13 protein-coding genes are annotated in these 13,535 nt (G+C 71.3%); 4 read left to right on the forward strand and 9 right to left on the reverse strand.

Annotated features, from left to right (window positions below):
- From K5S26_RS00975 to K5S26_RS00985, 3 genes are read right to left on the reverse strand one after another with little or no spacing between them, the layout of a single operon-like run.
- Nucleotides 1-1,062, reverse strand: a complete 1,062-nt coding sequence (locus K5S26_RS00975) for a zinc-dependent alcohol dehydrogenase (protein WP_221855147.1) — start codon at nucleotides 1,060-1,062, stop codon at nucleotides 1-3.
- Nucleotides 1,063-1,089: 27 nt separating this feature from the next.
- The gene (locus tag K5S26_RS00980; RefSeq protein WP_221855149.1) at nucleotides 1,090-2,085 is read right to left on the reverse strand and encodes a transketolase family protein; all 996 of its coding nucleotides are present in this window, start codon (nucleotides 2,083-2,085) and stop codon (nucleotides 1,090-1,092) included.
- On the reverse strand, nucleotides 2,085-2,981 hold the full coding sequence (locus K5S26_RS00985) for a transketolase (RefSeq protein ID WP_221855151.1): 897 nt from the start codon (nucleotides 2,979-2,981) through the stop codon (nucleotides 2,085-2,087). Before K5S26_RS00985 ends, K5S26_RS00980 begins: the two co-directional genes overlap by 1 nt.
- A 242-nt stretch (nucleotides 2,982-3,223) precedes the next feature.
- On the opposite strand from K5S26_RS00985, the gene K5S26_RS00990 reads away from it, so the two are divergent.
- Both K5S26_RS00990 and K5S26_RS00995 read left to right on the forward strand, forming a co-directional pair.
- Nucleotides 3,224-3,766: a MarR family winged helix-turn-helix transcriptional regulator gene (locus K5S26_RS00990; protein ID WP_221855154.1), complete on the forward strand. Its 543-nt coding sequence runs from the start codon at nucleotides 3,224-3,226 to the stop codon at nucleotides 3,764-3,766.
- A gap of 164 nt (nucleotides 3,767-3,930) precedes the next feature.
- Nucleotides 3,931-4,584 (forward strand): GntR family transcriptional regulator, encoded by a 654-nt coding sequence (locus tag K5S26_RS00995; protein ID WP_221855155.1) that lies wholly within the window; start codon nucleotides 3,931-3,933, stop codon nucleotides 4,582-4,584.
- 98 nt (nucleotides 4,585-4,682) lie between these two features.
- Here K5S26_RS00995 and K5S26_RS01000 read toward each other — a convergent pair whose 3' ends face one another.
- Genes K5S26_RS01000 through K5S26_RS01020 form a run of 5 tightly spaced genes read right to left on the reverse strand, consistent with a single transcriptional unit; the run spans nucleotide 4,683 to nucleotide 9,412 of the window.
- Nucleotides 4,683-5,948, reverse strand: coding sequence for an ABC transporter substrate-binding protein (locus K5S26_RS01000; RefSeq protein ID WP_221855157.1), 1,266 nt, complete (start codon nucleotides 5,946-5,948; stop codon nucleotides 4,683-4,685).
- Nucleotides 5,949-5,985: 37 nt separating this feature from the next.
- Complete coding sequence (locus K5S26_RS01005) at nucleotides 5,986-7,020, reverse strand: branched-chain amino acid ABC transporter permease (protein ID WP_221855159.1); 1,035 nt, start codon at nucleotides 7,018-7,020, stop codon at nucleotides 5,986-5,988.
- 29 nt (nucleotides 7,021-7,049) lie between these two features.
- On the reverse strand, nucleotides 7,050-7,931 hold the full coding sequence (locus K5S26_RS01010) for a branched-chain amino acid ABC transporter permease (RefSeq protein WP_221855161.1): 882 nt from the start codon (nucleotides 7,929-7,931) through the stop codon (nucleotides 7,050-7,052).
- A 1-nt stretch (nucleotide 7,932) separates the two neighbouring features.
- Nucleotides 7,933-8,643 carry an ABC transporter ATP-binding protein gene (locus K5S26_RS01015; RefSeq protein ID WP_221855163.1) on the reverse strand — a complete coding sequence of 237 codons (711 nt, stop codon included), beginning with the start codon at nucleotides 8,641-8,643 and terminating at the stop codon, nucleotides 7,933-7,935.
- Complete coding sequence (locus tag K5S26_RS01020; protein WP_221855165.1) at nucleotides 8,630-9,412, reverse strand: ABC transporter ATP-binding protein; 783 nt, start codon at nucleotides 9,410-9,412, stop codon at nucleotides 8,630-8,632. Before K5S26_RS01020 ends, K5S26_RS01015 begins: the two co-directional genes overlap by 14 nt.
- 203 nt (nucleotides 9,413-9,615) lie before the next feature.
- Here K5S26_RS01020 and K5S26_RS01025 point away from each other — a divergent pair, with 203 nt between their 5' ends.
- Both K5S26_RS01025 and K5S26_RS01030 read left to right on the forward strand, forming a co-directional pair.
- On the forward strand, nucleotides 9,616-10,389 hold the full coding sequence (locus K5S26_RS01025) for an NAD(P)-dependent oxidoreductase (protein WP_221855168.1): 774 nt from the start codon (nucleotides 9,616-9,618) through the stop codon (nucleotides 10,387-10,389).
- 127 nt (nucleotides 10,390-10,516) lie between these two features.
- Nucleotides 10,517-12,016 (forward strand): aldehyde dehydrogenase family protein, encoded by a 1,500-nt coding sequence (locus K5S26_RS01030; protein ID WP_221855169.1) that lies wholly within the window; start codon nucleotides 10,517-10,519, stop codon nucleotides 12,014-12,016.
- Between the two features lie 62 nt (nucleotides 12,017-12,078).
- Here K5S26_RS01030 and ligM read toward each other — a convergent pair whose 3' ends face one another.
- Nucleotides 12,079-13,482, reverse strand: a complete 1,404-nt coding sequence (gene ligM / locus K5S26_RS01035) for a vanillate/3-O-methylgallate O-demethylase (protein WP_221855171.1) — start codon at nucleotides 13,480-13,482, stop codon at nucleotides 12,079-12,081.
- Between the last annotated feature and the right edge of the window lie 53 nt (nucleotides 13,483-13,535).

The raw sequence follows: 13,535 nt of genomic DNA on the forward strand, positions 1-13,535 counted from the left end.
TCATGCGTCGTCCTCGAACGAGTTGCAGCGGATGACCACCTTGGGGTGCCGGCCGCTGACGTGCGCCTCGAACGCCGCGACGGCGTCGTCGAGGTCGAAGACCGCGGCGGTCAGCTCGTCGAGCTCGAGGTGGGGCAGCAGCTGCAGGGCGCGGGGGAAGGCGTAGGGCGAGACGAAGACGCCCGTGAGCGTGAGCTCCTTCAGATACAGGTAGTCGGACAGGTGCAGCGGCATCTCGAAGTCGTCCGGGTACATCGCGCCGTAGACGACGGTGCCGCCGAGGGTCGCGATGTCGAGCAGGCCCCGCACGGCCCGGGTCGAGCCCGAGGCGTCGATCACGACGTCGTAGCCGCGTCCACCCGTGATCTCGGCCGCACGGGCCGTCTGGTCCTCGCCGACCGGGTCGACCGCGAAGTCGGCGCCGTGGCGCAGAGCCATCTCGCGACGCTCGGCGATGGGCTCGATCAGCGTGAGGGAGGTCGCGCCGTGGCGCCGCATCACCTGCAGCGCGAGCTGGCCGATGGGGCCGCCGCCGCAGATCGCGACGCGGTCCCCGACGCGCACGCGCGTCTTGTCGGCGATCCGGACGGCGACGCTGGTGGGCTCCAGCAGGCAGCCCTGCAGCAGCGACACGTCGTCGGGCAGGCGGTAGACCTGCGACTCGTGCCACGTGATGGTCTCCGCCATGCCGGGGCGGTTGTACTCCTTGGAGTTCTCGCAGAACTGCTGCCGGCCGTCGTTGCAGGCGCGGCACGTGCCGCAGAACTTCAGGAAGTTGCCGGCGACGCGGTCTCCGACCCGCAGCCCGCCCCGCGTGGCGCGCTCGCCGAGGGCCTCGACGACACCGGACAGCTCGTGCCCGAGGCCGATCGGCACGTCCGTGCCGAAGAAGCCCTCCGCGAGATGCGGGTCCGAGCCGCAGATGGCGGAGTACGCGACGCGGATCCGCACGTCCTCCGGTCCGAGCTCCTGCTCGGGGAGGTCGACGACCCCGATGCGTCCGCGGGTGGTCTCGTCCGGATCGCGCAGGCTGCCGATCTTGGTGACGGCGACGGTCCTCATCCTGTGTCTCCTCGTCAGCTGTGGGGTTCAGACGGCGGCGGGCTCGTCGGCGGCGGAGCGGGTCTCGGGGCCGACGGCGCGGCGCAGCGCCGCGACCGTCGCCGAGAGGCCGTAGCCGTGCTTGTCGCGCAGCTGCTCGTCCTCGCCGAAGCCCGCGTAGACCTGCGGGATGCCGAGCCGTTCGAACGACGTCAGGCGGATGCCGCGGTCGGCGACGACGTCGGCGATGCGCGTGGCGAGGCCGCCGTAGGCGAGGTGGTCCTCGACGACCACGAAGCGGCCGCCGGTCTCCGCCGCGCTGCGCTCGATCAGGTCGGCGTCGATCGGCTTCAGCGTGAACATGTCGACCACGCGCACCGAGACGCCGTCCTCGGCGAGCTGTTCGGCGGCGTCCAGCGACTGCGCGACGGTCGTGCCGTGCGTGAACAGCGTGACGTCCGAGCCGTCCCGCGCGACGATGCCCTTGCCGATCCGGATCTCGTGCTCGCCCTGCTCGTAGAGCACCTTGTCCTTCTTGCCGACGGCGAGGCGGATGTAGATGGGGCCGGTCATGTCCATCGACTGCCGGATGACCTCGCCGACCATCACGGGGTCGCCGATGGACGTCACCGTCATGTTCGTCAGCGAGCACATCAGGCTGAGGTCCTCGACGGCGTAGTGCGTGGAGCCGCCGTTGCCGACGAGGCCGCCGTGCGTGCCGATGATCTTCACGGGCAGGTTCGGGTAGCAGACGTCGGAGCGCACCTGCTCGAGCGCGCGCATCGAGAGGAACGGCAGCATGCCCGACACGACGGGGATGTTGCCGTCGTACGCGAGCCCGGCGGCGATCCCGACGCACACCTGCTCGGCGAGGCCCACGTCGACGAAGCGGTCGGGGTAGCGGTCGCGGAACTCGACCAGCGTCGCCCCGATGTCGGGCGTCAGCACCCAGAGGTTCTCGTGCGTCTCGCCGAGCTCGGCGAGCGTCGAGCCGATGACTGAGCGGGCGGAGAGCATCTCTCCGAAGGTGAAGGTGACGGGCATCAGCGGGCCTCCTGCTCGATGGTGTCGGGTGCGTCGGCGCGGGAGCGGTCGAGCGCGGCCAGCGCGCGCTTCAGGTCGTCGGCGCCGAGCGAGCCGGCGTGCCAGGCGAGGTTGCGCTCCATGAAGTCGACGCCCTTGCCCTTGACGGTCTCGCAGACGACGACGGTGGGGACGTCGCTGTCGGGGGCGGGCAGCGCGTCGATCGCGGCCACCAGCTGGCTCATGTCGTGTCCGTCCACCTCGATCACGTTCCAGCCGAACGCGCGCCACTTGTCGGGGTACGGCTCGAACATCACGCGCTCCTCGGCGAAGCTCGTCATGAGCTGGCGGTTGCGGTCGACGAACGCGACGAGGTTGCCGAGCCGCTGACTGCGGCCGGCCATCGCGGCCTCCCACACCGAGCCCTCGCCGGTCTCGCCGTCGCCCAGCAGGGTGACGACGCGGTGGTCCTCGCCGCGGTGGCGTGCGCTGAGGGCCATGCCCACCGCGAGCGGCAGGCCGTGGCCGAGCGATCCGGTCGACGCCTCCACGCCCGGCAGCTGCACCTTGCAGGGGTGCATGCCGTACGCGCTGTCGAGCTGGCCGTACGTGGCGACGATGTCGTCGTAGGAGAAGAACCCGCGCATCGCCATGGCGATGTACATGCACACGGCCGCGTGCCCCTTGCTCAGCACGAAGCGGTCGCGTGCGGGGTTCGCGAGGTCTCCGGGGTCGACGCGCAGCCCGTGGTGGAACAGCGCCGTGAGGATGTCGGCGACCGACAGGTCGCCGCCGATGTGCACGGCGCCCTCGTAGGTGCCGCACAGGAGCAGCAGCTTGCGCCGCAGCTCGTATGCCAGATCCTCCAGCTCGTCGACGGAGTGCCGCTCGCCGGTGTCGAGGACTGCCCGAGTCATGTCTTGTCTCCTCCTCGCCGAAGCCGACAGACGCATCACACGCGGACGTCGTCGTCGACTCTCGCACTGCACCGGAGCCCTCGTTGGCGCCGGTGTGAGAGAAGCTAGCAGCAGCTTGTTTAGATGTAAACAGGATCGGGAATAAACTTGTTGGGACGGTCGCGCCTGCGCCTCGCAGGGTCGGGCGTCTGCGAGACTGTGCGCACGCCGCGGCACGACCACGGCGTGAGGAGGGGGATCGGATGGGCGAGGTCGCAGAGGCGCGCGCTGCCGGGACGGCGACGCGACGCCCCCACCACGAGGCTCCGGAGGGTGCCATCGCGGAGCCGCTGACCGACATCCTCGAACCCGACAGCTTCACGCCGCGTCTCGTCGCCCTGCTGTCGAACGCCCTCGTGTGGCGGGAGTCGCACGAGCTGCGACGGAGGTTCGGGCTCGGCACGAACGACTGGCGCGTGATCTCGGCGCTCGCCACACGCCCCGGCACGACCTCGACCGACGTGTCCGACTTCCTCGGCGTCAACAAGGCGGTGATCTCGAAGAGCGTGAACACCCTGCGAGACCGCGGCCTGATCCTGCTGTCCGACGGGCCGCGCGGCTCCCGCCCGATGTACCTGAGCGCCGCGGGGGCCGAGATGCACCACGCCATGCGGCCGATCTCGATGCGCGGCCAGGAGATCATCCTCGACGGCATGCCGGCCGACGAGGTGCGGCTGCTCAACGCTCAGCTGCAGGACATGCTCACCCGCATCCGCGCCCACACGGACGGCGCCCCGGAGGACTGAGCCGCCACGCCGGCGGGTTTTGTCGACAGGATCTGCGACAATCCGGCCGTCGTCTTGCAGAATAGGCCTCAGCCTTCCCACGGCCGACGCGGACGACGACGTCCCGCGCCCGCGGGGCGGATGTCGCAGCGTGGCCCGGACGGGCCCGATCTGAGGGGAGCAGGGTGTCGACGACGACCGAGGCGACCACGGAGAGCCTCCAACCGGACCTGACCGACCGGATCCGCGGCGCGATCCTCAGCGGGGACTTCGCGCCGCATCAGCGGCTCATCGAGGCGGACATCAGCGCGCGCTTCGACGCGACGCGCGCCGCGGTGCGGACGGCGCTGATGAACCTCGCGGGCGAGGGGCTCGTCGAGCGGCTGCCGAACCGCGGCGCCCGCGTACGCGCGATCAGCGTCGAGGAGGCCATCGAGATCGTCGAGGTGCGCATGGGGCTCGAGGAGCTGTGCGCGCGCAAGGCCGCCGAGAACGTCTCCGACGAGGACGCGGCGGGCCTCGCCGACCTGCGCGAGCAGATCCGCTCGGCGGTGGACGCCGGGGACCTGGTGGGCTACGCGACGCTGAACCAGGAGATGGACCGCCGCATCCGCGAGCTCAGCGGGCACGCGACGGCCACGCAGCTGCTCGAGCGTCTGCACGCGCAGTCGGCGCGCCACCAGTTCCGGCTGGCGTATCACCCGGGGCGGGTGAGCCAGTCGGGCCCCGAGCACATCGCGATCATCGACGCGGTGCTGGCCCGCGACCCGGACGCGGCGGCCGACGCCACCCGCCGGCACCTGCAGGGCATCGTCCGCCTGCTCTCCGAGCTGCCCTGACCTGACCCGGGCCGAGAAGCGGCGCCTCCCGCGTCGTGCCCGCGCCCGCGCGCGACAGAGGGGCCCGGCGCGACGCCGGGCCCCTCTGTCGCGGTCGCCTACTCGAACGTCTCGGCGTTCGCGTAACCCTGGCCGTTGTACCGCTGCACGATCACGGTCGAGACCGCGGGCTGGCCGTCCACCGTGGTGTCGACCGCGGTGCCGTCGAGCATCAGCGGCGCCTGGAAGTCGGAGATGCTCGTGAGCGCCTCCATGAAGCTCTCGCGGGTCGGCTCCTCCATGTTCTGGAACGCCTGCTCGAGCGTCGCGCCGACGATGTAGCTCCACATGCAGTGCGGGAACTCGGGCACCGTCGTGTAGTCGCCCGAGAACTCCTCCAGCGCGGCGAGGAACGCCACGACGTCCTCGTCCTCCGCGAAGGCGGGGCTCTGCGGGGCCTTCGAGAACGACACCGAGTAGAAGCCGTCCTCCGGGTCTGCGCCGGCCGGCGACAGGATGCCGCCCGGGCTCGACGTGTTGGAGGGCAGGAACCAGCTGGGGCTCCACGACAGCTCGCGGGCCTTCTCGATCGACGAGATCACCAGCGGGGTGATCGACATCGCGTTGAAGAACACGTCGGCGTCGCTCGCGGCGAGCTCGGTGAGCTGCGCGTCGACGGAGGTGTCGGTCGCCTCGTAGGTGAGCTCCTCGACGATCTCGATGTTGTCGGCGCCCTCGATGGCCTCCTTGAAGCCCTCGACGTAGCCCTCGCCGAAGTCGTCGTTCTGCGACAGGATCGCGACCGTGTGCTCCTCGGCCGACTCGGCGAGCAGCTCGCCGAACGCGGCTCCCTCGTTCTGGTAGATCGGCACGAAGCCGAGCTGCCACGGGCTCTCCGTGCGGTCGCTGAACAGCGGATCGCCGGTCATGACGAGCGCCTGCGGCACCTCGTCCTCGATCGCCGCCTCGCGGTACGCGCGGTTCGTCGGGGTGCCGAGCCCCGACGTGAACGCGAACACGCTCGACTGGTTCTGCTGGAAGTTCGACAGCGCCTTCTGCGGGTCGTACGTGTCGTCGAACGCCTCGACGGTGACCTCGCGCGTCTTGCCGTCGCCGAACTCGATCGGGCCCGCCTGGCCGAAGTAGGCCACGAGGCCCGCGACGGTGCAGTTGCCCGGGCCGGCTGTGCCGCCGCTGAGCGGCGTGGTGACGCCCAACGTGATGCTGTCGTCGGTGATGCCGGGGCTCGCCGTGGCCTCGCCGTCGCCGTCGCCCGAGCCGCCCGGCTCGGCGGCGCGCGAGCATCCGGCGAGCGTGAGCGCGAGGGCCGATCCGAGGGCGACGATGCCCAGGGCGTTCCTCACCGCCTTGCTGCGCGTGTTCATGCTGACCTTCTCTCTGGTGTTTCCGGTGGGGACTGGATTACTGCGGCTTGTCGTCGACGGGCGCGGTGGCCGTCCGGTCGCCCGAGCCGCCGCGACGGCGCAGCAGGCGGCGGACGACGCGCGGCAGGCTCGCGATCCCGCCCGGGAGGACGAAGAGCACGACGAGCAGGATGACGCCCTGGATCAGCGAGGTCAGGGTCGCGTTGATCTCGTTGGTCACGTTCGGCACCAGCACGTAGTAGGCGCCGCCGATGACGGAGCCGACGATGCTGCCCGCGCCGCCGATCACCATCGACGCGAGCAGGCTGATCGAGTGGTGGAACGACAGCGTCTCGGGGGAGGTGTACTGCACGACGACCATGTAGAGGAAGCCGCTGACGCCGCCCACCATCGCCGCGATCGTGAAGGCCATGACCTTGTAGCGGTACGGCGAGATGCCCATCGACGAGGCGACGGCCTCGTTCTCCTTGACGATCGCGAGAGCGCGGCCGAACTTGCCGTGCACGAGGTTGCGCACGAGCAGGAAGACGATCGCGGCGATCACCAGCACGATGTAGTACTGCCAGATGTCGTTCGGGACGCCCGTCCAGTCGGGCGCCGCCGAGAACCGCGCCGACGTGCCCTGCGAGCCGCCGGTCCACTCCGACAGGCGCTTGGCGAGGGGGACGCCGATGATCGGCAGGGCGATCGTCACCATGGCGATCGCGAGCCCGCCGAGGCGCGCCGCCGCGAGGGCGATGACGTATCCGGTGATCCCCGCGAGCAGCACCGCGAGGGCGAAGACCACGACGACGTTCCAGCCCTCGTTGACGCCGTACGCGGTCACATAGGCGCCGAGTCCGACGAAGAAGATCTGGCCGAGGGATACCTGCCCCGTGTACCCCATGATCACGTTGAGGCCCAGCACCGCGACGGCGTAGACGCCGATGCGCGCCAGGGCCTGGTTGGTCGCCACGTCGAGGTTCCACGGCGCCAGCAGCAGCACCAGGGCGACCGCGACGACGATCGCGGTCTGCACCCAGGGGCGGCGCCACAGGGGCGCGGACGCGGCACCCGGTCGCGTGGGGGTCATCGCGGGGGTCTCCTTCTTCCGGGCGGCCATCAGACCCGCACCACCGTCTTGCGGCCGAACAGGCCCTGCGGCCTGACCAGCAGCACCACGAACAGCAGGATGAACGGCACCGCGATCTTCAGGTCGTGTCCGATGAACGGCACATAGACGGCGGCCAGGTTCTCGAGGACTCCGATCAGCCAGGCGGCGACGACCACGCCGATCGGGCTGGACGCGCCGCCGAGTATCACCGCCGCCAGCGCGTAGACGAGCGCGCTGTCGAGCATGCCCGGTGTGAGGCTGAGCCGCGGCGCGACGAGCGCTCCGGCGATCGCCCCGAGCGCGGCGGCGAGCCCCCAGCCGACCATCAGCAGGCGCCCGACGGGAAGGCCCGAGAAGGAGGACGACCGGGGGTTGTCGGCGACGGCGCGCAGCGCGAGGCCGACCTTCGTCTTCCGGAACAGCAGCTGCAGCAGCACCATGATCGCGGCGATCACCAGGAACGTGCCCAGCGAGCGCCAGCTCACGGCGGCGCCCAGGACGGGGAACGAGTCGCCGGGGAACAGCGAGGGGAACTGGCGGTTGTTGTACGACCAGATCCAGCCGCAGATGCCCGTGATGAGGGTCAGCAGGCCGACGGTGACGACCACGGCCGTGTCCGGGTCGCCGCCCTCGAACCTGCGCATCAGGAAGCGCTCGATCAGCGCGCCGAGCACGAACGAGATCGCCACCGCGATCACGAGCGCGAGGATCAGCGGCACGCCCATGCCGAGGAAGGCATACGCGATGTATCCGGACAGCACCGCCATGCCGCCCTGCGCGAAGTTGACCATGCCCGTGGACTGGTTGACGAGGACGATCGCCAGGGCGAGGGCCGCGTAGATCGACCCCATGGCGAGGCCGTCGACGACGAGCTGGATGAAGGTTCCCACGTCAGCCTCCCAGGTAAGCGCGGCGGATCTCGTCCCGGCCCTTCAGCTCGGCCGACGTGCCGGTGAGCACGCTGCGGCCGGTCTCGAGCACCGTGGCGGTGTCGACGATGCTGAAGGCGAGATTGGCGTTCTGCTCGACGACGAGCATCGCGATGTCCGACTCGAGCCGGAGGCGGCGGATGGCCTCGTAGACGTTCTTGGCGGTGCTCGGCGCCAGGCCGAGCGACGGCTCGTCCAGCACCAGCAGCCGGGGCTTGGCCATGAACGCGCGACCGACGGCGAGCATCTGCTGCTCGCCGCCCGACAGCGCCGACGCGTTCGACGAGATCCGTTCCTTGAGGTTCGGGAAGAGGTCGAGCAGGTAGTCGACGTCCGTGGGGATGCGGCGTCGGTCCTTGCGCAGGTACGCCCCGACCATGAGGTTCTCGCGGACCGTGAGGTTGGGCAGGGTGCCGCGGCCCTCGGGGACGTGCGCGATGCCGCGGGCCGCCACCTGATCGGGCCGCAGGCCGCTGATGTCCTGCCCATCGAAGACGATGCGTCCGGTGGTGCGCACGACGCCGCTGATCGCGCGGAGCGTGGTGGTCTTGCCGGCGCCGTTCGCGCCGAGGATGCCGACGGCCCCGCCCTCGGGCACGCTCAGCGAGACGCCCTCGAGCACCTGGACGGGCCCGTACGACGCGGTCACGTCGGTGAGCTCAAGCAGCGTCATCCGCGGCGTCCTTCCCGATGTAGGCCTCGATGACCCGCGGGTCGGCCTGCGCCTCCGCCGCGGTGCCCTCCATGAGCTTCCGGCCGTGGTCCAGCACGACGACCCGGTCGGTGAGCGCGGAGATCAGCCCCATGTGGTGCTCGACGATCACGACGGTGACGTCGGCGTCGTGCCGCAGGCCGCGGACCGTCTCGATGAAGCGCTCGACCTCGCCGTGGGAGAGCCCGGCGGCCGGCTCGTCGAGCAGCAGCAGGCTGGGGCGCATCAGCAGGGCCCGGCACAGCTCGATGCCCTTGTGCAGGCCGTGCGACAGCTCGTCGGCGGCGAGATCGGCGGCCCAGCCGAGGCCGTGCGCGTCGAGCAGGCCGAGCGCCTCCTCGCGCAGCTCGCGCTCGCGCCGCCCCGTGGGCGGCACGCGCAGCGACCAGGCGAGCGGGCCGGCGGGCAGGCGGGTGTGCCCTCCCAGCAGGACGTTCTCGAGCACGGTCGCGTTCAGCTGCAGCGCGGGGTGCTGGAAGGTGCGGGCGAGCCCGTGGCGAGGCAGGCGCGAGGGGTGCGATCCGCTGACCTCGTCGCCATCGATCGAGATCGACCCGGAGGTGGGCCGGTAGTGCCCGCTGATGCAGTTGAACAGGGACGTCTTGCCCGCGCCGTTCGGTCCGACGAGTCCGAGGATCTCGCCGGGCTCCACGTCGAAGCCGACGTCGTGCAGCACCGTCACCCCGCCGAAGCGGAGGTTGACGTCCTGCAGAGTGAGTCGAGCGGCCATCGCTCCCGTCTCCTGATGCGTCGTTGCAGTGGGGCAGGGCGACCGCCGTCCTGCCGCGCCCAGGGGTCGCTGTGGTGACCGTGGCGTGGCGGGACGTTCGGGTCATCCCGTATTCGGAAGGCTATGAACACGGGGTCAAAGTGTCAACAATCGTGGCGCGAATCGCTTCCGCGTGTCGGGCCAAGGGCCGTAGATTGTCCGCCATGACTCGGATCGCGGTGATGGGGCTCGGGGAGGCGGGCAGGCTCTACGCGCGGGGCCTCGCGGAGGCCGGCGCCGACGTCACCGGGTACGACCCGCACGTCGACGTCACCGGCGCGGGCGTTGCGCAGTACGACCGGCTGCAGGACTGCGTCGACGGAGCCGACGTCGTGCTGAGCCTCGTCGGCGCCCGCGCCTCGGTGACCGCCGCCCGGGACGCCGCCGCGGGGATGACGGGGCACGCGGTGCTCGCCGACCTCAACGCCGCGGCCCCCGACACGAAGCACCGGGTGGCGCGCGCGGTGCAGGAGTCCGGCGTCGGGATGGCCGACGTCGCCGTGCTGGCGCCCGTGCCGCGGGCGGGTCACCGCACCCCGCTGCTCGCCAGCGGCGAGGGGGCCGAGGCGTTCGCCGCGCGGATGCGGCCGTTCGGCGTGCCGGTCGACGTCGCGCCGGGCGGGGTCGGCGATGCGGCGAGGCTCAAGCTGCTGCGGGCGATCTTCATGAAGGGGCTCGCCGCCGTGACGATCGAGGCGCTCGAGGCCGGTCGCGCGCTCGGCGCGGAGGACTGGCTGCGCGGACAGATCGCGAGCGAGCTCGGCTCCGGAGGCGACGCGCTCGTCGAGAGGTTCGTCACCGGGACGCGCCGACACGCCGAGCGTCGGGCGCAGGAGGTGGGCGACGCGCTCGAGATGCTCGCGGAGGCCGGGGCGCACGACGACGTCACCCGAGCGACCCACGCCTGGCTGCGGCGCATCCTGGTCGAGGGCGACTGAGCCGGCGGACGCGTCCTCCGACCGGATGGAAGCTCCCTTCCCGGGCATCGCGGCACGCCCTAGGGTGTCACCCACCGCGGCGACGGCGTCGTCTCCGCTTCCCGTGATCTCGACGAGGAGAACACCCATGTCCACCACTCTCGACCCGACCTCCGCCGACCCGGGCGGGGTGGCACCGCCCGACGTCCGGCCCCGCCTGTGGATCGGAGGACGCTGGGAGGAGCCGCGCGACGGAGGCCGCATGGACGTCGTCGACCCGGCGACCGGGCGGACCGTCGCGGAGGTCGCCGCCGCGACCCCCGCCGACGTGGCGGCGGCGACCGCCGCCGCACGCGCGGCCTTCGACGACGGCGGATGGCGCTCGCTGTCGGGACGCGAGCGCTCACGCGTCCTGCTGCGCGCCGCGGCGCTCATGCGGGAGCGCGCCGACGAGCTCGCCCGGGCGGAGAGCGTGGACGTCGGCAAGCCCCTCGCCCTCGCGCGCGCCATCGACGTTCCCGGCGCCACCGACCAGTACGAGTACTACGGCACCCTCGCGCCGCACCTCGACGGCGCCACCCGCGACGTGCCGATCCCCGCGTTCGCCTACACGCGCTGCGAGCCGCGCGGCGTCGTCGCCGCGATCAGCCCCTTCAACTTCCCCCTCATCCTGTCGAGCTCGAAGATCGCGCCCGCGCTCGCCGCGGGGAACGCGGTGGTGCACAAGCCGTCGCCGCTCACCCCGCTGAGCGCGCTGCTGATGGCCGAGGTGCTGCGCGACGCGGGCGTGCCCGACGGCGTGTACAACCTCGTCACCGGGCCTGGACCCGACATCGGCGACGCGCTGGTGCGTGACCCGCGCGTGGACATGGTCGCCTTCACCGGCTCGACGACCGTCGGCCGCGAGGTGGCGAAGGTCGCGGGGGAGCGGCTGATCCCCGTCGCCGCCGAGCTCGGCGGCAACGCCGCCAACATCCTGTTCGCCGACGCCGACCTCGACCGGGCGATCGGCGCCGTGATCAACGCGTTCGTCTACAACACGGGCCAGTTCTGCATGGCGGGGCCTCGACTGCTCGTGGAGCGCCCCGTGTACGAGATCGTGATCGGCGTCCTCGCCGAGGCCGTGGGCGGCGTGCCGCTCGGCCGGCCGAGCGACCCCGGCACGGTCATCGGCCCGCTGGCGAGCGCCGCCCAGCGCGACCGCGTCGAGCGGATGGTGCGCGACGCCGTCGCCGCCGGCGGGCGGGTCGTCGCGGGCGGTGGTCGCGTCGACCTCGACGGCGGGTTCTACTTCTCGCCGACCGTGATCGCCGATCTGCCGCAGGACGCGCCGGCCGTCCGCGAGGAGGTGTTCGGGCCGGTCCTCACGGTGCAGCCGTTCGACACCGAGGACGAGGCGGTGCGCCTCGCCAACGGGACCGCCTACGGTCTCGCCGCAGGCGTGCAGACGAGCGACGTCAGCCGGGTGCACCGCGGCGCGGCGCGGCTCGAGGCGGGCATCGTGTGGGTCAACGGGTGGGCGATGCTCGACACGGCGATGCCGTTCGGGGGCGTGAAGGACTCGGGCTGGGGGCGCGAGAACGGCCCGGAGGCGCTCGCCTCGTTCACCCGGACGAAGTCGGTCGTGATCGCCCTCGACGGCGCCTGACGCCCCACGACGAGCGACGCCCCGGATCCTCGAGGATCCGGGGCGCCGCGTCGGTCGTATGGTCAGAGCGCGCCGCTGGAGCGCCAGCCGCCCTGGTAGGTCTCGCGGGCGACCGTCGCGTACGGCACCGGGCTCACGATGGCGCGCACCTCGATCTGCTTGTGCGGCTCGACCGTCGTCTTGCCCGACCCGCCGTCCGGCTCACCCCACACGACCCGCACCTCCGCGCCCTCGGGCACGTCGCGGTCGACGGTCGCGAGCGACAGGCCCCGCTTCTCGTTCGCGGTCACGCCGGTGAACAGCGACAGGCCGATGTTCTTGCCGTCGGCGTCGATCACGGCGTCGAAGTTGCTCGAGCCGTAGTTCGCGTTCGGCAGGTCGAAGAACTGGTAGCCCTCGCTGTCGCGGTCGATGACGCTCGTCAGGATCTTGGCGAGGTCCTCGTCGTTCCAGGCGAGCGTGACCTTGCGGCGCTGCTGCTCGGGGTCGACCTTCTCGAGCGCGTCGCGGCCGACGAAGTCGTGGTCGAACTTCACGAACGAGCCGTAGCCGAGCTCCCACGGGTTGAGGTAGTAGTCCTCGATGTCGTCGGACACGAACGAGCCCGCGATCGCGTTGATCGCCTCGTAGCTGTTCGTCGGCAGCCACTCGCGGTAGGCGCGCTCGCCCTCGCTCGAGTAGATGGCGGGCAGGGGCGACGGGATCCATCCCGACTCCAGGGTGTTCGACGAGTACGCGCGCGAGCCGCAGGGCTCGATGCCGAACTCGGCGCCCGCCTCGAGGATCGCATCGCGGATGAGACCGTGGTCCTCGTACGGACCCCACAGCTCCAGTCCCGGGGCGCCGGCCATGCCGTGGCGGAGCGTCCGCACCTGCCTGCCCGCGATCTCGAGGTGGCCCATGTGGAAGAACCGGACCTTCTCGAGCGTCCCGCCGTTGAGCTTCTCGATGATGTCCCACGCGCGCGGGCCCTGGATCTGGAACCGGTAGTACTCGCGGTGCACGGCCTGGCCGTACGGGCGGGAGGGCGAGCGGTCGTCGTACCGGAACTCCACGTCGTAGCCGCCGGTCTCGGCATGGAACTGCAGCCAGTTGGCGCCCGGCGCACGGCCGACGTACACGTAGTCGAGGTCGGCCTCGCGGAAGAGGATGCCGTCGCCGATCACGCCGCCGTTGGACGCCGTGGGCACGAACTGCTTGGCGGTGTCGACGGCGAAGTTCGAGAAGCTGTTGATGCCGGTGTCGCTGAGCAGCTTCAGGGCATCGGGGCCCGAGACGAAGAAGTTCACCATGTGGTGCGTCTGGTCGTAGAGGACCGCGGTCTCGCGCCACGCCTTCTGCTCGCGCCGCCAGTTGCTGAACTCGGTCGGCACGACCGGGTAGATGTACGTGCCCAGACGGGAGTTGCGCAGCAACTCCACGGTGTTTCCCTGCTCGTCGAGCAGCTCCTGCAGGTTGTTCGCCATGAGGCTCCTTCGTGGCTCTTTCGGACGTCGTCGTCGAGCGATGCGGGCGCGGA

Origin of the sequence: Microbacterium marinilacus, from assembly GCF_019753765.1 — a bacterium.
In the GTDB taxonomy this organism is placed as follows: Bacteria; Actinomycetota; Actinomycetes; order Actinomycetales; family Microbacteriaceae; genus Microbacterium; species Microbacterium marinilacus.